Raw genomic sequence first — 25,856 nt, forward strand, 5'->3', positions numbered from 1 at the left:
TGTTATATTTTGTATAATGGTTTGTTTAGCAAGATCATTTACTATTGCATCTAAACTACTCTCTCCGTAGTTAATGTTGATTCGAAAGGATTTTATTCGCATAAAAATTAGACCTCCCTAAATATCTGCTTAGTTATACATATTCGTACTGCGACGGATAGTATGTTGGATTACTTCAAAGTTAATTTACCATCTCCATATTGTCACTACTGGTTCTGGTAAGTCGCCATATTCCCAATCTTCATGTTTAGGAATTTCAGTATCACGATAAATTTGTATAGTATTGACCATATGGATTACATACCAGCTATTAATTTCATTTGCCATTTTATTACTTATATCTGGCATCTTCCAACAAATCAAATCGTTTTCCGGTTGGACGTATCGTTCTACGCAGTTTATTAGGGTCTCCATGTGTATTCTAAACCCTCCTTTTTATTACCTACTTCTCATCCTTTGTTTTATCTACTTTCATATTAACACTAACCATTTTTGACCCATATGATTCAGAGTATTGGACATCAAAATTTAATGGTTCTAAGATTTCACGGATTGGTACAAAATCGTCTGAAGTACCACTTACCACTACTACAATCATTCCGTAAGGCACATTAGAATTAATCACACCATTATTAACGAGATTGCCATATCTTTCTGCTAGAACTATATTACCTTTTCTTGAAAATTGAAGTGTTCTATTTGATGCATCCTGTTTGTTGATTATATTAATGTCCTCTGGGAGTATTTGGAGCAGGATGGAAGTAGATACGTAAAGCTTATTTTTTAATAATAAAACTGGAATATAAAGTATTTCATCGTTAACATAGGCGCAAATAAATGAAGAACTTGGGTTATCTTCATCACCATTAATTGTTGCTATCTGCTCGCTCCATGAAAATGAGAATACTTCATTTAAACCTTCAGCATTTCCCTCAGCAAATACTTGTTGGTTGCCGTTTATCAAAAGAAATATTATTATCAGTGCTAATACTTTTTTCATTCAGTATCACTTCCCTATTATTATTTTTGGTGTTTTGAATTGCTCATATAAACCAATAGATCCATTAAACGGTAGTAAATTACCTTAAGATTGCGTTTTTATTCAAGGACAAAATTAATTTATTAAATTAGTAACTCCAACTAGTTCTCTTTCTCGTATTCTTCACTCCGAACTTCACCTTTACCATCGCAATTCCAACATTCAAGGTCACCTTCATTAAACGAGCTGTGGATATGACCTCTACCATCGCAAACATTACAATCTACTTTTTCTATAATCATTTATTCTCCTCCTATAATCATTAATGGCAATTATTCTATTGAGCTTTTGAAACTAATATTTTTACATACCCCTTACTCATAATACATAGCCACAGATATAAGATTCAAAGCGTTTTAAACTGTGAAAACCTGCTCTTTCAGCTAAATTAACAGGTAATTATCAATTTCATTAATAGAAAATTAACTAATTTAATAACTGTCCATTAATTTTATAGTATTAATTCAAACAGTGATTAACAGTAAAGTATCTACCGATTAACTAGAGTTTAAAGGGTGTACTAGTACCCTTGCATTGGCTGTCCATTTGTTATCAACAATAAAATCTTCGATATCAACCGCTCTACTTTGATAGAATGAAATTACATCTAATTGAATTGAACTAGGTATTCTATTATCTTGTTCATTAAGACTTTCTATTTCCTTCGATTTTCTTTTAGAGTGATTTAAAGAATCGAAAAATTTCTTTATGCGTTCCATTGTTGCACTTGTATGAATTGATAGATTTTCTGTATCCACTACTAAAAATCTGTTCACCTGTCCTTTCATAAACGCATCTAACATAGAAAGATCAATACCATTTTCATGAATCGTTTGATTACTTTCAAAACCAGATGTGTATGTATCTCCTGTTGTAGGGTCTTGCTTTAAATCCAGCACCCATCTAACACGTGCCAAATCTATCCAGAGATGCGAGATACCTCTTAAATTTGAATCTTTAGATTGTGGGGACTTTCTCGTATATGCCGAATAGCCTCTAGATGTTAAGGAATATATCTTGCCTTGCTGCTCATGCAGGACATCAAGATATCCAAAATTTTTATAAAGGATGCGTAGCCTGCCTCGAATGTTATTTAAACTTCTAGTAGTAGAGGACGGAAGGAGTTTTTTGATATCCCCAGATTTCGCATGCCCAAACTGCTCTAGAATCCCCATAATTGAATTATCTAACTGATTAAGTTGCGTGAATTTGAGTGTTTTCTCCATTTTATTTTCCAAAAGTATTCACTCCCCCTAAAATTTTGGTGTCCAGATGACTTCTTCATTAATTGACATTTTTAACTCTTCTTTTACCTCATATACTTTTCCTAATTGATATCCTATATAAGGGTTTGTCCAATGGTTTAGTACAATTTGTTTAAACTCATTAGAATCCATATATGGAGTTTTAAATACATATTCACTTGTAGCCCCAAGAGCAATAAACATACCCATGTAGTTAGTCGAAGGGATTTTCCTAAAGGCCCGATCATCTTTAAAAATCATTTCAGAACCTCTACTGTCTTGGCGACTAGACATTATTAATCCTAAATTTCTGCGGTTTGTTGCTCCACCTACAGATTCGGCATCTGGACTTTGTGTTATAAGGATTACATGGATTCCAAATGCTCCACCTTTTCTTAATAATTCACCTATATTATCACTAGACACTTTCGAAACTTCTTTATCGGAATGTTTCATAACAGTGGCGACTTCATCTACAAATACAAATACCCTGGGTAATTTATGCATGTTTGGATGATCTGTAACTTTCCGTTCATACTCGTGCAATGTCGTTACATGATGGTTTTTAAAAAGAATTGATCTTGCTGTCATTTCTTTTGTCAAAGCGGTACTGAAAGCTGGAAATTCTATAGGATCATCAATCATGCTATAACCTTTTGTTCTATAATGATTAAATTCAACCCCGTCTTTAAAGTCCGCAAAACACATCATGTATCCTTTTTCTTGGATCTGACGGATTATATTTTGTACATTACGGCTCTTTCCACTCCGAGTAATACCAACAATAGAAGCATGAGGCTGATTTATATAATCCCAGTAAATAAAGCCTTTAATATCTCTACCCAGTAAGATTTGTCCATCTTTAGGATTTGGACAATCTCTATAATTGATCATAGAAGGAAGCTCTCTGTTAACAAGCTCTATCCCTGTATTTCCAATCCCTTGATAGTCAAAATGGATAAAATATACTCGCTTACATAGCTCAGATTCAATACTCGATTCGATTTTTTGATACATCTCAGAAGTGATACCTTTGATCTTCATAATATGAAGCTCAGTTCCTTCACCAGTATCAAGAACCTGTGGTGTTTCATATCTATCTGCATTTCTAGAAAAGTTGAAGGTTATTAATTTCTTCCATTCTGAATTCAATGGATTTACAAAAGCAGCCTGTTGTAAAGAACTTGATTGATTCGAAGCTAGAATGTTTTCAGCTACTGAATGCTCATCCTCTGATCGTTTGTAACGACTCAGTACAATCGCCACATCTCCGATTGACCTGTAATTTGCAATAATGTCTTGGATGTATAACCTTGTATAAGATTCGATTTTGGATGATGCTTTTTTAAGATCATTCTCATCCACACCACGGATGTTAAACAGGTGAATTTCTTCCGAATTATTTTCCTTTATATATTCAGGCACAAGGATTTTATTATCTGATAGCTTTAATATTTCCTTTAAAAAGTCACGCCAAATGTCACCAATTGGGTTGTCACTGAGTGGTTTTACTTCATATTTACTATTAGCATTTATTTTTGTAAATTGCCTGTCTCTCAAGCCATTGATCACATATGGATTTTCCTTTTTATAACAGACTTCTAACCAGTGATATGCATTTTTAAGTGAAGGTAATATTTTAGCTTCGAATGCTTCTTGAGTGAACAGACTATCTTTAGCAAAGATATCTAGTGCTTTGTTAGCGAAAAAAGTACCTTTGAAGAAACTTAGAATAATGCTAATGATTGGTGTAATTGATACCATAGTAGAGATCGCTGAATTAGATTCTGGTGGAGAAGAAAGCAATATTAGTTGTGTCAAAGGATATGAAATTAAAATAGCTGTAATAATTGTGATGATATTGTTCTTAAATGTATATCCCCCATAGCCCATGCCTATTGTTTGAAATTTACTTGGCATGAAGTACGGAGATCTTGAATCAGTCACCTCCATAATAGTTTCAACATCTCTGACAATCTGCTTTTCTAACGATTCGTTATTCGTTTGCTTCACGAACGATATTTCTCCCCTTACCTTTTGTCCAGCTAAACTTTGTAGACGTTTTCCAGCTTCTTCTAAATAGTTTTTGCACTTATTTGTGTAAACACGTACTATGCGGTTTCGCTTGGATTGCTCTTCTTCATGGAACATAAAACATAAAATCATTGAAATTACTTTTACTGATTTTTGTAAATAAACTAGAACTCTTCCTAAATTCAACTTTCTCACCATATTGAACCTCCTCGTATCTTCAATTAACCTAGTTACGATATACCTCTCCAGTCATTTCAAGCATCACTTGCTCGTTTCTTAATGCTCCAATTAACCATTTCGAAAAGTTATGAATTTTGTTTTGCTTGAGCTGCTTACTACCTATGTCCATCACCTTGAAAAAGACATTTGCATCCACTTCTTCTAGTTCAATAGCCTTAACTATCTCTTTTGCAATGTCTAATGGTAGTTTATTTTGATAGATCTCCTCAATGAGCCAGTATTCTGATCTTGAAAGGGTCGTTTTCTCAAAAAAAAGAACTTTTCTTATATTTTTGCAATAAACATCCTTTTTCTCTTCTTCATCTTCATCTTCTTTTCTTTCTAAATCTTGTTCTAAATCTTGTTCTAAATCTAGTTCTAAATCTAGTTCTAAATCTAATGTGTGATTCCGTTGTGAAGCTGCGTGATTTGTCACACTATTTATTGCGTGACTGTCACGTGACACATTTTCACTTGATTTTAAGGTTTTTTTACTTCGTTGCTTAAGCTTTCGCAACCTATTTTGTTCACGAATACGATCCAACCCCTCTATATTTTGGTATTCTTCCCAATTGGATATCTTGATAGATTCGCCTTCAAAATCTATCATTTTCAATCTCTTGAGTGTTTCTAATGCTAGTTTAACTATGTTCGGCTGTTTCCTTAACTTGTGCGATAACATTTCCTGCGTATAGGGGATATTTTCAGTTAAAAATATCCATCCTGAAATATTTGTTTTACCAGCCAATGTAAGAAGACGAATCCAGACAATTATTATTGCATCAGCTTCTGGAAGACTTAAAATAAAATCTAGTTTATCGTGTTCAAACATATCTGTTGTGATTTTTATCCACTTGACTTCACTCATAGCGACTGCTCCTCTTTAACAAATAAATTGTTTCAGGTAAGTCCAAGTATATTTTCGAGAATTCGATCTGCCATTGAAATACCAGCATGAATACTTGCATCTGCGGCTTGGTTTATAATGTGATCAAAATTATCATGGCTGATTAGAAATATAATCATTACAAAAATTCCAATGATAACAATAGTGAGTTTTTTCATAAGATCCCCTCCCCTTTTCCCTGAAACCATTTAAAAAAAACGTCTTTTGAAATTTTGTAGTTTTTCCCAACTCTCACAGAGTGAAATTCCTTTCTCTGAAGTAATGCGTAAATCTGAGCTCTTGAAACTCTAAGGATTCGCTGAAGATCTGTAACATCTAAAGTAATACCTAATACAATAGGATCGTGAAATGATTCTTTTTTCTCTTTATCAACTGTATTCGTCATATATTCACTCCCTTACAACTTTGTTATCGTTTGAGTGTATACTACCACCTTTAAATCAAAGTGTCAATTAATACAATTATAATATCTTTAAAATTATGTTAAAAACTTAATACAACAATATATCAATACAATACAATATTTCATCTTTATTACACTTATGTTATACTTGTAATAACCCTTAAACAGAAAGGAATAGATTAAATGACTCCTAATTTCCACATTTTCTATCTGGTCTTAAAACTGGGAACCCCAAATACAGAAGGTAAGATGTTGGATTTTAAAGATCCAATATTGAAAGAAAATATCATAGATTCCGTAATGAAATTTAATTATGAATTTAACTATAAAAAAATCAAAATAGAGTCAATTTGCAGCAAGGAAATTAAGCTCTATTTAAAAATCGAAATTCATGAGTTACAAATAGGGAATAAAACATTCTCAGCAAGAGATATCTCTTTTTTTTCTAAACGATTGCAGGACGATCATGAATGGAGGAGATTCACAAGAGAAAAAAACAAACTACTTGTTGCTTCGATTTTTAATGAAGTTACCGAAACAAAATTATCCTACTTTGAAACAATGGACACTATACCTACAGAGGAACTTAATGATGAAGACATTACCATTTCTACCATGAGTGATTTAGAGGCAGTAACTGCTCTACAAGCATTAATTTCTATCTCCAATATCGGATCTGAAGAATCCAAGAAAATAAAGAAAAATGCTTTAGAAAAGATCAAAAAACTACTTGGAAATATCATTAACTAATTCAATATCTACAAGTTAATACAACGAAAACAACCAACCTATGCTTAACTGGTTGGTTGTTTTTTGTGTCATACCAATATCTACAAAGCTATCATGGAAAAAAAGTTGCTCTGCTCAATATGTCAATTTCCAAGCCTATTACATCATCTTCATGATTCATTTTATTGTCCCTCCTTTAATGTAATTAGCTTTGTAAACTCCACTTTTAATTTCTAGGTTCCTCCCTGTACGTTCAGGTGTTCGATAGTGAAACAAAACTGATCGCCGAAGTACGCATATTAATGTGTTCATGTAACTAAAAACTGCACGTTATTTCCCAACTCTTCGAAGTGAGGAAAAACAATTTTAAAAAGGGGTCGCGCCAACATGTAAAATGTTGGTGAGACCCCTTCAACTTTGTAGCACCTTATCAATGTATTTTCCGATGAATCAGATTTTTATTAGCTCATGCAACTCAATCAGCCGAGAAGAAGTTCGATATACATATACATTATTATTCATTAAGTCAAATAACCCTAAGTTACGATCTACAAGTAAATCTGCGGTGTGTGATCCTAGATCACAATTCATCGTTACTCCGTCCCATATTAAATCTTCCAAAGTAATCGGATTATGACCATGAATAATTGGTTTACCATTGGTCACTCTCATTAGTTGCTCTCTTGGATGCAAATTGTAATCAAAAAAATTCATTATCCAAATAATATCACGTTTTTGCTCAAATATCCCAAATGCCGGATCAAGACCAGCATGAGTGTACACAAATTTATCGTCCTCAAACACAATAGGCAATCCTCTCACCCATGTTAGACAATCCTGCATCCCTGCTTCATCCCTAAATACTTCATTTAAGCTTAGAATAGTCTCGTACCCTCCATGAGCAAGCCATAATTTAGATGTTCCACACATATAATTGATCATCATTTCTTCATGATTACCTAGTAAGACAAAAACATTTTTTGGATAAGTCTGTTGTAACCTTTTTACCTCTTGCAGTAACTGACCGCTATGCCTTCCACGATTAATTAGATCTCCACCAAACACTAATTGATCAGTTTTTGGGTCATAGCAAACATGATCAAGCAATTTAATAAGTCCGATATACTCCCCGTGTAAATCAGAAATAAAAAATTTACGACCCATCATCTACACTCCTTTGACATATCGACTTTAATCAATAAAACAGGACGATAGTAATGTTCGTCTATTTTTTATTAAACTAAGTCTCCACTTTAACATTTACCTTCCACTAACGAGAAACATAATATGAAGAAGTTTATCAGATTCTAATTCCCATATTTAATATCAGTTTAACTATATTCACTACATTTCCAAATTTAACATGACTTCTCAGAAAACACAAAAGTTCTTACATAGATTCCTTCTTTACCCTTATTTATAGCTGGGATATAATGTTAAAGTAATTGCGTATTATTAAAAGTTCCAGGCTTTAATCTAGCTTAATAAAAACTTAGAGAATCATTCTAAAATGAATATCAGAGGAGTAAACAATGACAAACTTAAAAGTATTATCAAAAGCACTTATTTTAGTTCTACTATTTTCCTTCACACTACTTGGAACTTCTTTTGCAGAAGATTCATTAACTCCTCAACCAACAGTAGAGACTACACCTACACTTACACTTACTCCAGCAGTTACTCCTAAATCTACACCTGAACCAACTCCGTTTAATCCAAACGGATCATTTAACGATATCAGTAAGCATTGGGCTAAACCTGCTATAGAAAGTGCTTTTAGCAAAGGACTCTTAAAAGGTTATCCTGAAGGAACTTTTAAACCAAACAATCCTGTCACTAGAGGCGAATTTGCCACCTTCTTAAGCCGTGCTACAAAGCAAACTGTCTTAGAACCAATAGATATACCTTTTGAGGATGTAATGGGACATTGGAGCTTTAATGATGTGCAGAAAGATGTATCCTTAAGGTTTATTATGGCATCAGACTATCCTAATGGTTTTTCACCAGATACGCCGATCACTAGAAGAGAGATATCGAGATGGTTAGCTAACGGTTTATCTAGTAATAGTGAAGACTATAAGCAATCATTATTGGACATGAAAAATACATACGTTCCAGTCAGTGAAATGTTTAAAAGTGTTCTAAAACCCAACGATATTCCATTAGTTGGTCTTATGTTAGGCACTGGCTTATTAAGCGGTTATCCAGATTTTTCATTTGGTCTCGACAAAAATATCACTAGAGCAGAGGTTGCGACAATTCTGTTAAGGTATATAGACGTAGAAAGCAAAAAAGCAGATGATTTTTTAGGCTTACGTGAGCTAAGAGAAGTTGGGACAACTGGAACTAACTTAACTACAATTACCCCAATGCGTTACGGTCAATATACTGATGGATACGTTGGAGAATTCAAAAATATCAGAGATAAAAAATTAACAGTGTCTGGACAAGGAACAGTAGTACTCAATTATTTAATCGCAGTAGATATTAGATCTAAAACGGACTATACAGGAATTTATGGCAAAATGTTTATATCAAATGATTTTTATCTCTTTCCACAAAAAGGTGTACATTACTTTTTCACATTATCCACAATTACAGCTACAACCGATAATTTTAATGACATGGTCGTTTCTAACAGTACACATAATTGGTTTCAGAGTCCTTTAGGTGAAATTACAAACAAAGTAGCAATCGCTAATGGACTTCCAACAAACTATCCGAAGTATAAACCAAAATTTATCAATCGTTTTGGTTATCTCCAACCTGGATATTATGCTGACGAATACAAAAAGGGAGTCGCAAGACAATATTGGGGGTGGTTCGCAGATGGAGGAAATCAAGGTCAGGAAGGATCTATACAATTCTATGCAAAAGTAGATGATGGAAGTATATTTGTTGCAGGTGGGGTTTTTAACCCTTAGTTCAAAAAAATTATTGAAATGACAGGTTCGCTGAAAACTAATAAATGATCCCAATCCCCATTAAGAATGTTGCATTATATTCTAAAAGAAGCTTCTCAAGCGTTCATTGAACGTTAGAAAAGCTTCTTTTTTCATAAAATATGATTAGTTTGTATTCCAAGACAATTTAATTTTTCTGTGTATTTCAAACTACATTACATTGGAAATGTGATTCCGCACGGTTTTCTCGCTAATAAATAATAACTGCGCAATATCCTTTGTCGTCTTGTCTTGTACCAGTAGTTCGAAGACCTCGCGTTCACGATGTGTTAATAAAAACTTGCTTTTATGGTCGCTACCCTTCAATGTGTCACCCCTCCTTGCTCGGGATTAATATGGGTTACAGGTAAAGGGATACAGTCAAATTTATAGTATGAAGTGCCCCAATCTTTGGTGCATTTACCATGAAAAATGGGCGAATGCAGTTTAAATAAAACTAAAACCGCTTCATCCCTCTAATTGAGGAACAAAGCGGTAATGAACATTTCACACAATATTAAACACTTAGTGCAAATACTTTAGTAGTGGTTATAGCGTTTTTCGTTATGGTTGCTGTTAATTTAATGGCTATTTTTTTACCAACGACTGGTGATACGATACCACTATTGCTTATTACCGATGTATCACTGGAAAGCCAAGTAATGGTTGAACCGCTAGTACCGCTGCTTGCAAGAGTAAGATCATCCTTCACTGCCAGTGCAGTGTCTCCACTCGAGAAACCAATGACTAAAGCAGCTTTATCTTGATTAACTGCTCCTTGATCCGATTGAGGAACTACTAATACGAACTCCTTAGTATCCGATAAACCATTTTTCTTAATCGACGCAATTAGTGTAACTGTTTTATTCCCTGTCAATTGTCGCGTAATTACGCCTGCTGTATTGATGGCTGGGCTATTGGAGGTCCAAGTAATCGTTGTGTTTTTAATTCCTACCTTAAGTAAGACGATATTCTGAGTTATTCTTGCATCTGTTTCAAGTCCAGTGTAACTGACTACAAGGTCAGACTTGGCAGCAGCTATTGCACCTGCATCTGATTGAATTACAATAATTGGATAATCTCTGCTAAATGATGCTCCAGCTATAGTCATGGTTGCAGTTAGGACCACTTTAGTATCTGCAATAGCATCTCTTGTAACAATTCCAGCATTACTAACAACGTCTGTATTATTGGATGACCATGTTACAACAGCTTTATTCGCAGCTATAAGTGGTAATTTTAAATCTTTGGTAACATTATTTACTTTATCTCCGCTTGAGTAACCAATTGCAAGTATAGTCTTAGCTGCAGCAGTTGCATCAACATCAACATTAGGTACTGTAAGAATAAATGTCGCTTTGACACTGCTTGTATTCTTTTTGATTGTAGCAGTTAATGTTACATTCGTTTCCTTAGCCAACACCTGATTAACGCCACCTACACTACTAATTAGTGCTTCATTGCTTGAAGTCCAGCTTACAACTGTGCCATGGTCTCCAGATAAAGGTAACGTTAAATTATGTGTTACATTGCCTTGGGTATCTCCACTATTGTAGCCAATCGCCACATTGGCTTTGGCTAAATTAGCTACCCCTAAATCAGACTGTAATACATTGACTGTGAATTCCTGTGTTCCATCAATTACTGCGTTCTTCTTAATGGTTGCAGTCAACTTAACAGTCGTATCACCCTCTGCCTGTCTTGCAACAGCACCAGCAGCATTTACTACCTTCGTCTGATCAGACTTCCAGGTAATGGTAGCGCCATTGCTACCTTTTGTTGGCAATGTAATTTTACCTTTAACTGTAGCTTTTGTCTCGCCTGGTGCAAAAGTCAATCCCGATGAAATCAATGCTGCTTTAGTATTGGCAACAGCTCCTGAATCAATTTGTGGAACCTTTACAACAAACTCTTTACTGACGCTAGATCCATCTTTAGATAAAGTAGCTTTTAATGTAACTACTGCATTATTATCAGGCAATCTTTTTACAACTCCGTCATTATCTATCGCTCCAGGAGTATCTGAGCTCCAAACAATTGTTGTACCTTTCAATCCAGTTGGAGTGAGATACACTGTATTAGTCACACTCAGCGCATTATCACCCTTGAAGAATTTTAGGACTAATGCTCTTTGAGCTGCATCTAAGGCTGACGCATCTGTTTGTGGAACCGTTATTTTATATATTTTAGTACTTACTACCGTACCTTTACGAACTGTAGCTGTTAAATTGACAATTGCATCTGCTGTAGTCGGACGTTTAACTACACCGGAGGAAGGATTAACAACAGCCGGTGCACTCGATGTCCAAGTTATAGCTGTCGTGTTCAGCAGACCCGTTTTAGGCAAAGATAAACTTTGTGTAACCTTTGCTGCTGAATCTCCACTACCGAAACCAATTACAATTTCTGCTTTATCTTCAATAATAGCACCAAGCTCTGATTGAGGAACGATAATATCGAATTTTTTCTCTACAATTTCAGGAGAATTAGGTATAGAAGTTTTCGAAATCTTAGCTGTTAAAGTAACAGTTACATCTTCAAACGCATTACGAGTGACAATACCTGTAGCACTGATAACTGTAGGGGAAGATGATATCCACTGGATGGTTGTCCCATTCGTCCCTACTGTAGCTAGTTTCATATTCTTAATTGCTTTCCCCAATAAAACACCGACATTATCTCCGACACCATAACTAATAGCTAATGCAGCTTTCGCTGCTGCTACGGCAGATTGGTCTGTTTGGAAGATTTTTAAAGTAAAATCTTTTGTCGTGTGTTCTAAGTTTTTAGTTAGGTTGGCTGTTAGAATGACTGTCGCATCAGCGTCTGTTGGTCTGAAAACTTCACCGCTCGCACTCACTACTAACGGTTTATTAGAAGCCCATGTAACGACTGTTCCATTCAAACCGATGTCTGGCAGGCTTAAATTTCGAGTTACTTTTGCTAAGCTGTCTCCTGTAGCATAGGTAATAGCAAGCGCTGCTTTGGCTGCTGGTATTGTTCCAACATCAGTCATTATAACCGTAAGCGGAATAGCAATTGTGGCTGTAGCACTATTTTTCTTAATGGTTGCCGTTAAGGTTACAACCGCATTAGCGCTTGCAGGTCGAGTAACCAAACCCGTAGTGCTGATGACGGCTGGATTACTAGAAACCCAAGTAATTGTAGTTCCATTCGTATCGCTAGTTTTTAAATATACCCTTTGTGTAACGCTTGCTCTCGTATCAGAAGAGCCAACACTATAAGTGATTAGCGTAACGGAATCTTTAGTTTGAGCCACAGCACCTGCATCAGTCTGTGACATGCTTAGATCAAATACCTTAGTTGCTGTTGTCCCATTCTTCGAGATGGTTGCAGTGAGTTTTACGACCGTAATTGCTGCTGGCATTGTCACTATCCCTAAGTGGGTTGGGTCTGTAGAATCGGCAATTATCCCCGTTGGATTGGCGCTCCATGATACTGTAGTGCCATTCAATCCAGCAATAGGTAGTGTAACATTGCGTGATACACTGGCTGCACTCTCAGAACCAGTGTAACCTATAAGCAGGGCAGAACTAGCTTCAGCTAATGCCTCACTATTCTTTTGATCAAGAACTTTAACGACAAAATCCTGAGTTTTGTCAGGAGTTCCAATTTTAGAGATTGTTGCTTCAAGCGTCACATTCACATCCAATGCACCATCTATGCCACCTTCAGCTGTAACCGCCCGGGATACAACTCCCTTCGTTCCAACTACAGCAATTGCCGCATTATCTGAAGACCAATTTATCGTTGTGCCATTAAGTCCAGTTATAGGTAAATCCAGATTCTGAGTAACATCTGTTATTGCAGAAAAAGTAGAAACTAACGCTAATCTTGCTGTCTCAACAGCTCCTTCATCCGTTTGTAAAACTTTAATAGGAAACACCTGAGTAGTGGTTGCGTCACCTTTTTTCAAGGTCGCAGTTAGATTGAAAGTCACATCAGCATCCGTTGGACGAGTTACGGTAGCACTATATGTACTAATTGCAACAGTTAATGGATTGTAACTAGCCCAAGTCACCGTTGAACCGTTGGCACCTTCTGTTGTTAGGTCTATATCCTGCGTTACTTTTGTTGCGTTGTCACTTCCACGAAAACCAAGCGTTAACGCTGTTTTATCTGCTGCAATAGCTACAGTAGTATCAGCCAATGATCGAATAGCAGTCAATGTAGAAACTGTACTACCATCACCAAGCTCTCCTGAGTTATTGCCGCCCCATGTCCAAACCACACCTTTGTCATCTGTCGCCAAGGAATGATGTGCACCAGAGGAAATTTTATAAATCAGCTTGCCATCTAATGCACTCACAGTAACAGGGAGATTACTGGAGGATGTTGATCCATCACCTAATTGACCTTGGTCATTTTCTCCCCAGCTCATCATGGTTCGGTCATTAAGAAGTGCCAATGAATGATCATTCTCAGCTGTTATATCGATTATTGTTTTGCCGTTTAATAATCCATTTACTTTTACAGATGTGGTTCGATTGATTGTGGTTCCATCACCAAGCTGACCTGATGAATTATTGCCTGAACCCCACACTGTTCCACCCGCTACCAATGCCAAGGTATGATTATTACCTGCAGCAACCTTAATCGCTGTTTTACCTGAAAGCCCAATCACTTTCACAGGCAATTTCCGGTTAGTATTCGTGCCATCACCCAGCTGACCTGATGAATTATTCCCCCAAGCCCATACTGTGCCATCTTGAGCTACCGCTACAGAGTGAAGATTACCAGCTGCAATAGCGATAATCGTCTTTCCAGGTAGACCATTGACCAATACCGGAGTTGCACGAGTGTTTGTTGTCCCATCTCCCAATTGCCCATCATCGTTATTTCCCCAAGCATATAAAATTCCTGTACTAGTCAATGCGAGCGAATGCGTCATACCGGTAGCAATTTGCGAAAATATTTTACCGCTTGGTAAATTTACTTTAACAGGGACATTACGATCCTTAATCGTCGCATCTCCCAATTGTCCTGAGTTGTTGATTCCCCAACCATAGACCAACCCATCTGCAATCGCAAGAGAATGCATATAACGTGCTGAAATTTCACTTACTGCTTTCCCCGCCAATAAACCATCAACTTTAACCGGTTCAAGCCGATCTGTGTTCGTCCCATCTCCTAATGATCCGCCACTATTGTTGCCCCAGCCCCATACCGTACCGTTGGATGCTAGTGAGAGAGAATAACCTTCCCCTCCTGCAAGCTCAGTTGAATAATAAGCTGGAACGTCCGCATATGCTTTATGATCTACACCGATAATTCCATTAAATACTAAAGATAAACTACTTATAACAATAGCTCCGATTATACTTTTTTTAAATGACCTCATTCTCATAAATCTCCCTTCAAGCTGCTCATCTCAATTACAAATTTTTCTAATTATAGTCCATGATACTCTATATATCGACAAAGTTCTGTAATAAAGTTAACATTTTTAGACTTTTTTTAACAAAATAATTAAAAAGACCTAGCCAGAAAATCAGCTAAGTCTTAATATGACAATCTATAATCCTAGATCTGCTGCAGTATGAATTGAATATCGTAGGAATCAAATACATTATCTCCTGTTATATCCTCCAAAGTATTCATATGTTTAATTATGTCATCTATGTGAACTCCGTCGTTTGCTGTATCCAAACGCTGTTGTATTTCGAGTATTTGAACTGGAGAAGTCACTGGTAAAGAGATTACATTTATAGAGGCACCTGCTGAATTTTTTACCCCATTCACAATAAGCAGCCAAGTTCCTTGATTCGTAAGCACCCCATTTAGCTTCAAATGAATAATCGGATGATCCGTATCCAAAGCTTCATAAGTAATAGCAGCAATTGTCACTTCACTATTATGTTCATTAGCTAAAGTAAAATGATTGGAGGCTAACGTAGTAAGATCCAATGCTTCCTTAAAGCTTAGAATCACTTCTGTGCCTTGTGCATGGCTGACTGCAAACCCTAACCACGGGTTAATGCTGAAATGATATTGCTCTTGAATCACGGTACCCTCTAAGTTCGTTACCTGTATGGTAAAGTCAGCTTTGTTCGTTATATCAATATGATACACTGAACCGTTATTCGTAAAGTCCGCTCCAACAATGCTTATTTTCACATTGGAACTGAGGTTAGGAATAGCCATATCAACAAATGAAGTCGTTTTACTAGAATGGATAATATAGTTAATTTGACTGCTGTTAAAGCTAGGCGATAGAACACCGCCTGTAATGGATAAACTAGAGATATATGTTGATAATCTATTTACATTAAGCTGGTAGGTTTGGGTCAAATCATTAGTATCCTTGACCATAATAGGAATGGAATTAGATCCTTTAGCTAAATAAACCATTTGAGTAACGGTTTTTTGTTCATAGGTTGTACCATTATCCATAGATATAGATGCCGTTAAATCTGCCGGAACCGCCGTCACTGGAATATAAGCTACTAAAGGACCTACATCAACGGAATAACTATTATTTTGTGGATCAAAAACGAACGGAAAGCCATTGATAGACAGATTGCTCAAATCGGTAGAAGTATTATGAATAGTATGGATATGAACAGTCCATTGTACAAGCGTATTATCTTCAGCAGTAACATCATAATGAACAGCATTTCTAAAATCATTGGTATTGTTAAGACTCAAGCTGATCGTTGCACCAGGTGATATAGTGATCTGTGGAATCAACCCATTCAAATTCGTTTGAGTATATACATTAGTTGTAACCGTATGGTTAACCGCATCTATTACAGTTGGAGTAATTTGTCCATTTACAGTAAAGCCTGTAATCTCATTCATGTTAGATTGTTTATATATATTTATGACATACTCCTTATATATTGCCGCTTCTTCACTTGTTACTCGAATAGTAACTCGATTTGATCCATTTACTAGATTGGTAATATTAACCATTCCCGCTTCATACGTGGCTCCTGTTACGGAAATTGTGCTTTGATTATCAACAAGAGTGGGCTGCATATCGACAGAAACAACAGTATAACCGACATTTATTGTATAATTCGTAACCAATGGATTGAAAAGAGGATTTAAAATATAGCTCGAAATCAATGCACTAAGATTAGAACGTCCTAAAGTATCTAATAATATAGTTGCCATACTGGGTACACTCTCATTACCCACTCTATCCTTGAACTTATAGTACACTTTTTTCGTCCCATCACCAGACTCTAAATTCCAAGTCAGCTCCGAATTATTACTAAAATTTTGCCAATTAGCATTTAAAAAGTTTAGATTATTGGATATCATCACCTTTTCCACACCTGAACCTACATCACTGGCTACGAGCTGGAGGGTCACCTGCTGTAATTCGGTCACCGACTTACCATTGTTAATTGCTATACTCCCAATAGGACTTTCGTTATCGATATAATTAATATCTAGTACCAGGAGAGTCGGATTACCACTGCTATCCTTCGCGAATAGAGTGTAATAATTGGGTTCAGCTACAGTAAAGCTGCCATTTTCAATTAGGTGCCAATCATTAGAATTTTCAGCTGTGAAAAAGGCTTGTGTTTGCTCTCCAGCCGCCCATTTACCTGCAATAGTCGAACCTGCATCGGTGATTGTTACCGATAGGGTGACTGCATCCTTAGTCCAAGCATTAGAATAGGGACTTATGGTAATTGTAGGTGCAGTGTTGTCCAGAACATAAATCACTCTTGTAACTGTAGCTGATCTATTACTACTATCTGTCGCTGTATAGGTTAGGGTGTAGGTTCCAGGGTTAGCCGAAACTGGCATATCACCTGTACGATTAGCTAATATAGTTTCTCCTGAATTGTCAGCCACCGAAGCTGCTAATTGCAAAGTATTAAAGTTGGTATGCTCATTAACAGTTAATGGATTAGAGCCCAGCAACGTAATAATTGGAGCTGTTGTATCAATCACATGAACCGTCCGAGTTACAGTAACAGCATGATTGCCCGCCATATCCGTAAAATTATATTGCATGGGATAATCGTCTAAAACATTTGTATTCGTATAAGTAGAGGCAGTCACGGTAATGGCTACAGGTAATGAATTATCTGTTACATCAGCGCCGGGATCAGTATAGATAGAACCCGCTTCAATAAAGAGTTCATTATCTCCCCGCAGCAGAATAATCGGCTTATCGTTATCTATGTGATTAATTATTACTTGTTGTATGGCTTGATCCTGACCATTATTGATGAATATGGTATAAGTCCCATTCACAGTAACTTCGAAGCTTAAGTCCGTCATTTGGTTTCCATTGTTTGTACTTGTGCCATTGGATATATTTATAAAATAATCCATTGGTTTAACACCAACAGCCCAGCTCTTCTCAATAATAGGGAAATTAGTGTACACATTTGCTGTGACCGTAACCTCACCTTGTGTCCAATTGGCTGGACTGACAACAATACTCGCAATGTTCAAAGATACATCTTCAACCTTTATTTCAAAGCTTTGCACTTGTGATTGGTTGTGACCTCCATTAGATGTGCCTCCACTGTCCATTAGTTTGATAGTTATAATAGCAGTACCAGCAACATCAGCTTTTGGAGTAAAAGTAAGATCACCTGCAGAATTTATAGCAGGAAGCGTCTGGAAAAGCGCATCATAAGTATTGTTTGTAACAGTAAACTGCACAGTTTGGTTGGCTTCATTGTATGGTCCGGCCGAAATGTCACTTGCCCAGCCTGGAATCAATTGTACTCCAGAGCCTGAGGTAACTTTCTGATTTAAGCCTTTCATGAACGTAGGCGCATTATTTACAGCTGTAATATTCACAGTAACAGTAGCTGGAACTGATTGAAGAATACCATCACTGGCACGGAAGGTGAAGGTATCGACACCGTTCTCATTCAATCTTGGCGTATATGTAAAAGTTCCTCCTGAATCTAACTGGACTGTACCTTTATTGCCATTAGTGGCTTGGATATAGGACAATGTTGAATTCGGGTCCGCATCCGTGCCTGTCACAGTGCCGTTCAATAAACCTGAATCTTCTAAAATCGTATAAGTTTTAACTTCTGCAACTGGAGCATCATTCACGGCTTGAATAGCAATAGATACAGTTGCTGTATTGGAACTTAGAGCTCCTTCATCTACAACTTTAAATTTAAAAGTATCAGTCCCACTATAGTTAAAGTTGGGGGTATAAGTGAAAGCGCCCGTTGCTGATAAATTAACAGTCCCATGTAACGCACTTGCCACGATACTGTAAGTCAATAATGTACTGTCTACATCCACAGCAGTTAATCTGCCTGAAATAACAGCATCTTCTAAGAGGGTCAAATTACTAGCAGTCACCACTGGCGGATCATTCACTGCATTGATTAGCAATGAGACAGTCACGGTATTCGAATACGAAATCCCATCACTAACCTTAAAGCTGAACGAATCAGTTCCATTTACATTGCTATTAGGGGTATAGGAATACGCTATTGTAGGAACACCACCGACAGATACTATACTTATTACAACTTTCCCTTTACTTGGATTGCTGCTCATTATAGGCGTGATTGTTCTGCCATCCAAATTTGTAAGTGTCAGATATTGATTAGACAATATGCTATCTTCATCCGTAGATTTCACTCCTGAACTGCTTCCTACAGCTGGAGAATTAATCGTCACTATATAGGTAGAATTAATATTGCCAGCTAAATCCTTCCATTGCACATAAATTTTCTTCTGAATCGTTACTGCAGGAATCGTATAAATTTTATTAGTATTGTAGGCTTCCCATGCAGTCCAAGTAGCGTTATCATTTGAGAATCTCATTTGGGAAAGCCCTGAGCCACTATCAGCAGCTGTTAGGTTTAATGAAACAGTATTTGCGTTTGGGTTGCCGCTAATCACATTGACGGATCCGGTTGGAATAGTAGAATCAATGATAATATTCTTATTTCCGCCTAAACTAGCAGCCGCATTGATTGCAGGCAATGCAGCATTAGCTATATTCCCTAAGCTGTCTGTTAATGTTCCGCCATTTAAGCTTAGTGCTGCTGTGGATAAATAGTTCAAATCAGAAGTCGTATTACCTGCTTGAACGGCGTAATTAAAAGTAAGCGTATTAGTACCAGAACCGCTTATATAAGTTGCATTACGTCCAGTGTTTAATGAAAGATAAGGTGCGCCTGATACCGATATCGTATCATTGAAGGTCATTTGAATGGGAATTACCGTGCCGGCTGGATAAGCTCCATTTGCCAATGTTGAGCTGACGCCTGTTACTGTAGCTGGTTTAGTAATCACAACATCATCAATTGACTGTTTATTGTAGTAATAACCCGTACTAGCTGTTAGTCCGATTCCATTGTATGTAGAATCAAGGGTCCCGCTCCAGTTCAATTTTAAATTATTGTCTAAATAAACCTTTACATTACCTGTACCTACATTAATTTTCACATTATGCCATTGTGCATTCTCAAAAGTATTATCTTGTACTTGAGCCAGATAAGGTGTTCCAATTGCTGAATGGTCAGGATTGCTCTTAAATAAAGAGATATGATTATAGCTTGGATCAAAAGCGTTGCTGTACGTATCAAATTCAATACCATACCCATTGCCTGTTTGAAAACCCATTCCTCCTCCGCTTACCGGAGTAGAATTTTGCTGTTTATTAAACATGAAGACAATTCCATCTGCCCCTACATTAGTGGAGTCCGCTTCGTTAATAAGAAAACGAAAGGTTACTGTATAAGGTGGCAGAATAGGCGCTGACAGTTGATTCTGATCTAGCCAAATTGTTCCAACTTGTCCTTGCCCAGAGGAAGTAAGTCGCATAGTTCCGTCTGTTGCATAAGTAGGCGTGTTATTAATCCCAATCCGCGTCCATTTACTACCCGTGCTTGTAGAGAAATCATCCGAAAGTACTGTATTGGCAGCGAAGCTTGTTTTAGTTCCAATATTCAGTAAAATCAATGCCAGCGATGCGAATAACAGAAAAAGCCCTGCATATTTCTTCATAGAAATGATTAACCCTCTTTCATTAATATAATAATATAAACTCACTATAACCAACTAATATAATGGGTAATTTATACATAAAGCTACATAATATCAGTGTAGCCGATAAATGTAGAATTTAATATTATTTTGTCATGAATTGCTTAAAAAATGAGTAAAAAGCCTTATATACTAGTCCTAAAGTAGCAAAAAACTGATATATTCCATCCGGAATAATCAGCTGTTAAACAAGCCTGATATTTAGTTATTTATTAACTTCCTTCACTTGAAAAACACTCCAACGATCGCCTTCAAATTTTACTAAACTTACTAGATACACTAACTCTCGCAGACCAGTAAAGCGATTTTGAAAGAAAGCCTCAACATTGCAACGCATCAAGCTTTGATCCCCTCGAGCAACGAACAGTTCGTTAACCATCGCATGACCGCTTGTCCATGATGGCTCTAGCCTTATATGTGGTATTGTAAATTCATCCATATAGTTTTTAACTACTTGAATAATTTGCAACCGTTCTGTTAATTTAAGCCTAGCGATGTTATGTGTAATTTCATCAACCTGTTGCTTTTCAGGCACTGGCAATAGCATTCTTTCTTCTTGAAAGAAAACATCGAGTGAATCTGTTCCATTACCAACATGCTTTTTGAGCTGTTGATTGATTTTTGCGAATATATTCATTTGTAATCATTCTCCTTTGGAAGTAACTCTTTGATTAATGAAGATTTAGGTATGCTTTATGTATTATATTACCGCAACATCCTTTTCATTTCTGTGGTCTAAATTACAATTCTATTAATAGTAGACAATTAAATTAACAAAAAACCTGCAAAACGATTAATTATCGTCAGCAGGCTCTAATCATGTAATTTCTGACTCAAGATATAACCTATCGGTAACTTCTTTAATCAGCATTCTTCCAATTTGCTCTTGAATTTGAACACTCATCTTTGTGAATCGTTTCCAGGTTTCCTGCTCATATGCCAGAATCGGGTCGCGTTGGCCCCATACTTGATAATGAATCCCCATTTTAATATGTTCCAAATGATCCAGATGTTTTTGCCAGGCTTGATCCATGAGCACTAAAATTTTACGTTTCCATTGTTTGATCCACAGCTCTACACCTTTTTCATCCTGTTTTTCAATTAGCTCGAGAAAACAATCGCAGCTCTGGTCCCACCAAGTATTTACTTCCTCCAAAATATACTCCCTTATATAGAATGCTAGCTTACTAATTAATTAGTTCAGCATTGATGTTTTTGCTGTTATTTGATCTAATAAAATCTTAATATCATCGGTTTGTTTACTTAAGTCATCGTGGTTTAAATTCTGCAGCTCCGTAAATTGAGATGTTGTACCCGATAGGATTTTAATAATATCATCGATACCGATAACCGTATCATACCCGCTAACATTAAGCTGACTGAACGTCGTAACAGCTATTGTTCTGATTATTGCAAGGTTTATACCAATCGAATGGGAGTTCGAATTAAAGCTGTCTGCAACATACACTTTTATAGAATAGCTGTGACTGTTATTAAGTAAAGTTTCATTAAAATGGACAGTTACCTGATTCACACCTGTTCCACTGATATCAAGTAACTCTTGAGACAGTCTCCCAACAGTTTGTTGCGCTGTATTATCTACGAGCTCGAAAACAACATATTCTTTTCCCTGATGTTCTACATTTCTCGAGACGGTAGCTGTAGCAATCAGATTGTTTAAATCCAACGCAATCGCTGTTGCTTTGATAGTCGTGTAGTTGGTCGAAACATCTGCATTTGAAATGTTCAATTGCAAGCTCAAGCCTGTAGAGTCCGTTGCTCCGTTTTCTGTTACTGCACTGCCCTTGACAACTATATTTACATTGGTTGTTTCCGTCACAGCTGCTAATGCTGTTCCATCCAGAGTAATAATAATCTTATTATCTTCTCCTCTTGCTGCTGTTAAAGTCAAACCATTTGGTAACCCAGTTACTATCAGGTCATCCGCATTCAAGCCTTCTTTTACCGTTCCGTTTATTCCATTGATTACCCAAGTATTATTCGACAAGTTGATCGTTTTATTGCCTGCTGCCATATCAATCGATGCATCGATAAAGCTTGCCGTCAAGTTAAAGTTAGACCCACCTAAATCAGAAAACGAAAAGCTGGATTTATTCAAGCCAATGCCATTTGCATTCTGAGCATAGGCTACAATTTTCACCGCACCGTTAATAGAACTATTACTTATTGGGAAAGACAAATTGTTTCCATTAGCTCTTATTACTGCTATTGGATTATTATCTATTATCTCCCCACTGACATTAGCATAATAAATCGAATATTTTACGATATCAGCTTCATTACTAGCTCTATATAGTTGAATGCTGCCTCCTAGTTTCCCAATGGAATAATCCGTATCTACTATTGAAAGTGCACCTGGCGTTTCTACAGGGATGCTAGATGGACTATTATTAATAACGGTTATTCCAGAACGAACCACAAACCCATTCATATTCAGATCATAAAAAGAAATATTATCCAGTCTTAGCGTGATTACTTGTCCCGACTTAAATCCATTTTTTATGTTCAATGTTATGGTTCTGTTTGTGGAATCGTTTGGATTTAATTGAGCAGTTAGATTATTCAAATCGTTATCAAATTTTACTCCATTAATGAATATTTCAACCCTGCCTAAGTCTATTCGATTCGGATCTATAGCTTCACTATACACAAGATTAATTTCACTTCCACTAGAATTGGTTGCAGTTGAAATCAGAGTGGGATTAATCGAATCATCATACAATCTAAATGTAATATTGCCTGAATTAGAGTAGGATTTCGTTATATCAGTCAAATCCCCATTTAAGATTGTTATATCTTGACCGCCTAATAAGTTTACCGTTTCATTAGCTTTGACAGTAAGTTTATAGGATGCTCCATTAGTACCCACGGAAGTAACCGTTACTTTATTAGCAAAGTTAGTCCCAACCAAAGCATTGCTAATACTATTAATTGCTTGATTAAGATCATTGCTTATTCCCATATTAAAAGCAAGAATGACTGAATCACCCGCTATTAGCAGATTATCATTTGAATTCGTATTCTGGCTAAAAGTAATCGCATTAGTCGGTGCTTTCTTAGGTCCAGCTGTGATGTTTGCAACCGCAATTTGGAAGGCTGCCAATTCAACATTCTCATTAGTGATTGAATCATGAACCTTGTTAAAAGCGACCGCTATATTACTATTGCTATAATCAATTGGATGATTCAATGTCAAGATAATAGAGTTACCCAATATAGACACGTTGGTAACTGATATAGCAGTTGAATTGCCTGTTACCACAAATTCAGGTGATGGTGAAGAAACATCATTATACTGAAATCCATTCGCAAACAAATCTGTATTGGTAACTATTTTAATTTGCGACGGCTCGTTGGGTAGAATAACTGCTTCAATGATAGTTGCAGCCGGAACAGGGAACTGTACCGGACCCAATTGTATATAATCCAGTTCCGCAAATTTATACGCTTTACCAAATTTGATTGTATTATTCCCTGCGTTCAAGTTGACGTCTACGGTTATTGATGAGCCTACACTATTGATAAACCAATTACCTGTGTAAGGATAAGAAACTGTTTCAGCAGCACCCTGATTTATCGACAAACTATGGGTTGATGTCTCTTCATCACTATAATTCGCATAACTTACTTTCATTGGATATTTTCCTGCTACTGGTACAAATACATTAAACAATACAGAACTATTCAAATCATTAATATTTGCAACATAATTCCCATTGGATGTGAAGCTGCTTGGTACTACAACTGCACCAGTTATTGTAGCAAACTCTGCTTCGTAGGTGTTTAGAGTTGCAATGTTGATATCATAAACTTGATAAGCAACGGGAGTATCGATGTTATTTATGTTCTCAAATAATATTACTAAAGAATGCCATAACCCTCGATTGGAAACAACTGAGTTATAACCTGTAGAATCATTATAACTTTCACTATAATTAGAATAACTATCTAAAGTAACTTGATCTGGAATAAGTGCGGTAGAACTGTTATACACTCTGATTTTGGAGAATCCCCTTGCTGATTCAGGTAATAAGCTTCTTGAAACATTCGTTAGAAACCCCTCAGCAGATTGGCTAAATGTAATGCCTGCTTCAATGAGCGGTGTAGCTGCTGGTGCTGGTGTATTGGTTGAACTTCCATTTGTCCAAGCTTCTACTTCAATTACCCGACTGTAAGTGTTTAATGCATTATTAATAGTGACTCTAATTTTATCTGTTACAACAGGTGAAAAAGTGAATTTATTCCATACTTTATTATTAGCATGAACACTGCCATTCGTCACAGTTACCCAATTGTTACCCTTCCAATATTGAACGATGAAGTCAGTGATACCGCCTTCGCTAAAGGGCATTTCAGTTGTTGGTTCGCTAGGTGGATTCTCAGCAAAATCACCATCTTGAATTGTAAATACATCTATTTCATTAATAGTTTTACTTCCATTAAAACCGACTTGAACCCAATCCGGGTAAGCATCTCCATTTTGATCATTCCAACCGCCTCCATTTTCCCAAGCTGCTCCTGTCCTGTCTCCATTAATTATGCCAGATGCGCTAAAACCGATTGAGTGTGTCGATGATGCACTCGCAGTTCCCCCATTCGAAGCTAATGCAACGTTTGTGGTTGGGTTTGTGTCTGGTTCTGTTGTAACAACACTAGTATCCAAAAATATGTTAAATTCATAAATCGACCAAAAACTGCCTGACAGACTAATACCAGTTTGTCTAATCTTAATATATTGCACTGTTTGCGGAGCAAATGTGATCGATACTTGAGCGGTTGAAGGTGTTCCTGATGCAATAATATCGCCCCAATTTGTTCCATCATTGGATACATACACATCGTATCTTCTAGGGTAATCGTCCGTGGCAGAACCGGCGTCTAGTAATATGGAGTTAAATGTCGTCGCCGAACCCAGATTTACACTAAACCATTCATCATTACCGCTTTGTGCATGACCATTGTCCCAACGGGTATTTATATCATTATCAAATGGCAACGCAAGTATTTCTTCGTCATCCGTACTCGAAGATGAAGCTGACCATTCTGACCGAACCAATGGATCCAAATTAGCATTAACCAACCTAGGTAAACCCGCAACAATCAGCGCTATTACCAACGTAATTGCCATGACTCGCGAAATATTCTTCATTGTTCTTCCCGCTAACCCTTTAACCTTCTTTGCCATGTTAAAACCTCACTTTTGATATGTAATTTAATTATTTTCTGTACAATCTGATGTTCCATAGTCCAATATACTCACTCTATTAACTAGTAAATAAAACCTATTTTATCATGAAAATAA

16 protein-coding genes and 1 pseudogene are annotated in these 25,856 nt (G+C 36.6%); 2 read left to right on the forward strand and 15 right to left on the reverse strand.

Translation table 11 applies throughout. From position 1 onward, the window contains the following. Positions 1 to 186: 186 nt before the first annotated feature. The 8 genes from EHS13_RS25215 to EHS13_RS25250 form a co-directional block, all read right to left on the reverse strand. Positions 187 to 414: a hypothetical protein gene (locus EHS13_RS25215; RefSeq protein ID WP_155703030.1), complete on the reverse strand. Its 228-nt coding sequence runs from the start codon at positions 412 to 414 to the stop codon at positions 187 to 189. Between the two features lie 28 nt (positions 415 to 442). Beyond that, positions 443 to 1,000 carry a hypothetical protein gene (locus tag EHS13_RS25220; RefSeq protein WP_155703031.1) on the reverse strand — a complete coding sequence of 186 codons (558 nt, stop codon included), beginning with the start codon at positions 998 to 1,000 and terminating at the stop codon, positions 443 to 445. Positions 1,001 to 1,140: 140 nt separating this feature from the next. Continuing rightward, positions 1,141 to 1,281, reverse strand: coding sequence for a hypothetical protein (locus EHS13_RS25225; RefSeq protein WP_155703032.1), 141 nt, complete (start codon positions 1,279 to 1,281; stop codon positions 1,141 to 1,143). Between the two features lie 255 nt (positions 1,282 to 1,536). Then, on the reverse strand, positions 1,537 to 2,277 hold the full coding sequence (locus tag EHS13_RS25230; protein ID WP_155703033.1) for a hypothetical protein: 741 nt from the start codon (positions 2,275 to 2,277) through the stop codon (positions 1,537 to 1,539). Positions 2,278 to 2,292: 15 nt separating this feature from the next. Continuing rightward, positions 2,293 to 4,515 carry an FtsK/SpoIIIE domain-containing protein gene (locus tag EHS13_RS25235; protein ID WP_155703034.1) on the reverse strand — a complete coding sequence of 741 codons (2,223 nt, stop codon included), beginning with the start codon at positions 4,513 to 4,515 and terminating at the stop codon, positions 2,293 to 2,295. Positions 4,516 to 4,543: 28 nt separating this feature from the next. Then, entirely contained in the window at positions 4,544 to 5,404 is an 861-nt protein-coding gene (locus EHS13_RS25240; RefSeq protein WP_155703035.1) for a phage replisome organizer N-terminal domain-containing protein, read from the reverse strand. A 32-nt stretch (positions 5,405 to 5,436) separates the two neighbouring features. Further along, positions 5,437 to 5,601, reverse strand: coding sequence for a hypothetical protein (locus EHS13_RS25245; RefSeq protein ID WP_155703036.1), 165 nt, complete (start codon positions 5,599 to 5,601; stop codon positions 5,437 to 5,439). After that, a complete protein-coding gene (locus EHS13_RS25250; protein WP_155703037.1) occupies positions 5,598 to 5,828 on the reverse strand; it encodes a helix-turn-helix domain-containing protein in 231 nt (76 codons plus the stop codon). The genes EHS13_RS25245 and EHS13_RS25250 overlap by 4 nt, the downstream gene beginning before the upstream one ends. 201 nt (positions 5,829 to 6,029) lie before the next feature. Between EHS13_RS25250 and EHS13_RS25255 the strand changes: the two genes are divergently transcribed. Further along, positions 6,030 to 6,596, forward strand: a complete 567-nt coding sequence (locus EHS13_RS25255; RefSeq protein ID WP_155703038.1) for a hypothetical protein — start codon at positions 6,030 to 6,032, stop codon at positions 6,594 to 6,596. A 429-nt stretch (positions 6,597 to 7,025) separates the two neighbouring features. Here the strand turns inward: EHS13_RS25255 and EHS13_RS25260 are convergent, their stop codons facing one another. Beyond that, entirely contained in the window at positions 7,026 to 7,742 is a 717-nt protein-coding gene (locus EHS13_RS25260; RefSeq protein ID WP_155703039.1) for a metallophosphoesterase, read from the reverse strand. A gap of 365 nt (positions 7,743 to 8,107) precedes the next feature. Between EHS13_RS25260 and EHS13_RS25265 the strand changes: the two genes are divergently transcribed. Beyond that, positions 8,108 to 9,499: an S-layer homology domain-containing protein gene (locus tag EHS13_RS25265; RefSeq protein ID WP_155703040.1), complete on the forward strand. Its 1,392-nt coding sequence runs from the start codon at positions 8,108 to 8,110 to the stop codon at positions 9,497 to 9,499. A 192-nt stretch (positions 9,500 to 9,691) separates the two neighbouring features. On the opposite strand, the pseudogene EHS13_RS25270 reads toward EHS13_RS25265, so the two are convergent. From EHS13_RS25270 to EHS13_RS25295, 6 genes and pseudogenes are all read right to left on the reverse strand, one after another. Then, positions 9,692 to 9,844, reverse strand: a pseudogene (locus tag EHS13_RS25270) (LuxR C-terminal-related transcriptional regulator); the annotation flags it as partial. A gap of 190 nt (positions 9,845 to 10,034) precedes the next feature. Beyond that, complete coding sequence (locus EHS13_RS25275) at positions 10,035 to 14,879, reverse strand: immunoglobulin-like domain-containing protein (RefSeq protein WP_162463248.1); 4,845 nt, start codon at positions 14,877 to 14,879, stop codon at positions 10,035 to 10,037. A 182-nt stretch (positions 14,880 to 15,061) separates the two neighbouring features. Beyond that, complete coding sequence (locus EHS13_RS25280) at positions 15,062 to 20,494, reverse strand: tandem-95 repeat protein (protein WP_155703043.1); 5,433 nt, start codon at positions 20,492 to 20,494, stop codon at positions 15,062 to 15,064. A gap of 244 nt (positions 20,495 to 20,738) precedes the next feature. After that, positions 20,739 to 21,170 carry a hypothetical protein gene (locus EHS13_RS25285; protein ID WP_155703044.1) on the reverse strand — a complete coding sequence of 144 codons (432 nt, stop codon included), beginning with the start codon at positions 21,168 to 21,170 and terminating at the stop codon, positions 20,739 to 20,741. 180 nt (positions 21,171 to 21,350) lie between these two features. Beyond that, the gene (locus EHS13_RS25290; RefSeq protein WP_162463249.1) at positions 21,351 to 21,689 is read right to left on the reverse strand and encodes a hypothetical protein; all 339 of its coding nucleotides are present in this window, start codon (positions 21,687 to 21,689) and stop codon (positions 21,351 to 21,353) included. Between the two features lie 39 nt (positions 21,690 to 21,728). Next, positions 21,729 to 25,739: a discoidin domain-containing protein gene (locus EHS13_RS25295; RefSeq protein ID WP_155703046.1), complete on the reverse strand. Its 4,011-nt coding sequence runs from the start codon at positions 25,737 to 25,739 to the stop codon at positions 21,729 to 21,731. Between the last annotated feature and the right edge of the window lie 117 nt (positions 25,740 to 25,856).

The sequence above is a fragment of the Paenibacillus psychroresistens genome, from assembly GCF_009728935.1.
Taxonomy (GTDB): domain Bacteria; phylum Bacillota; class Bacilli; order Paenibacillales; family NBRC-103111; genus Paenibacillus_AC; species Paenibacillus_AC psychroresistens.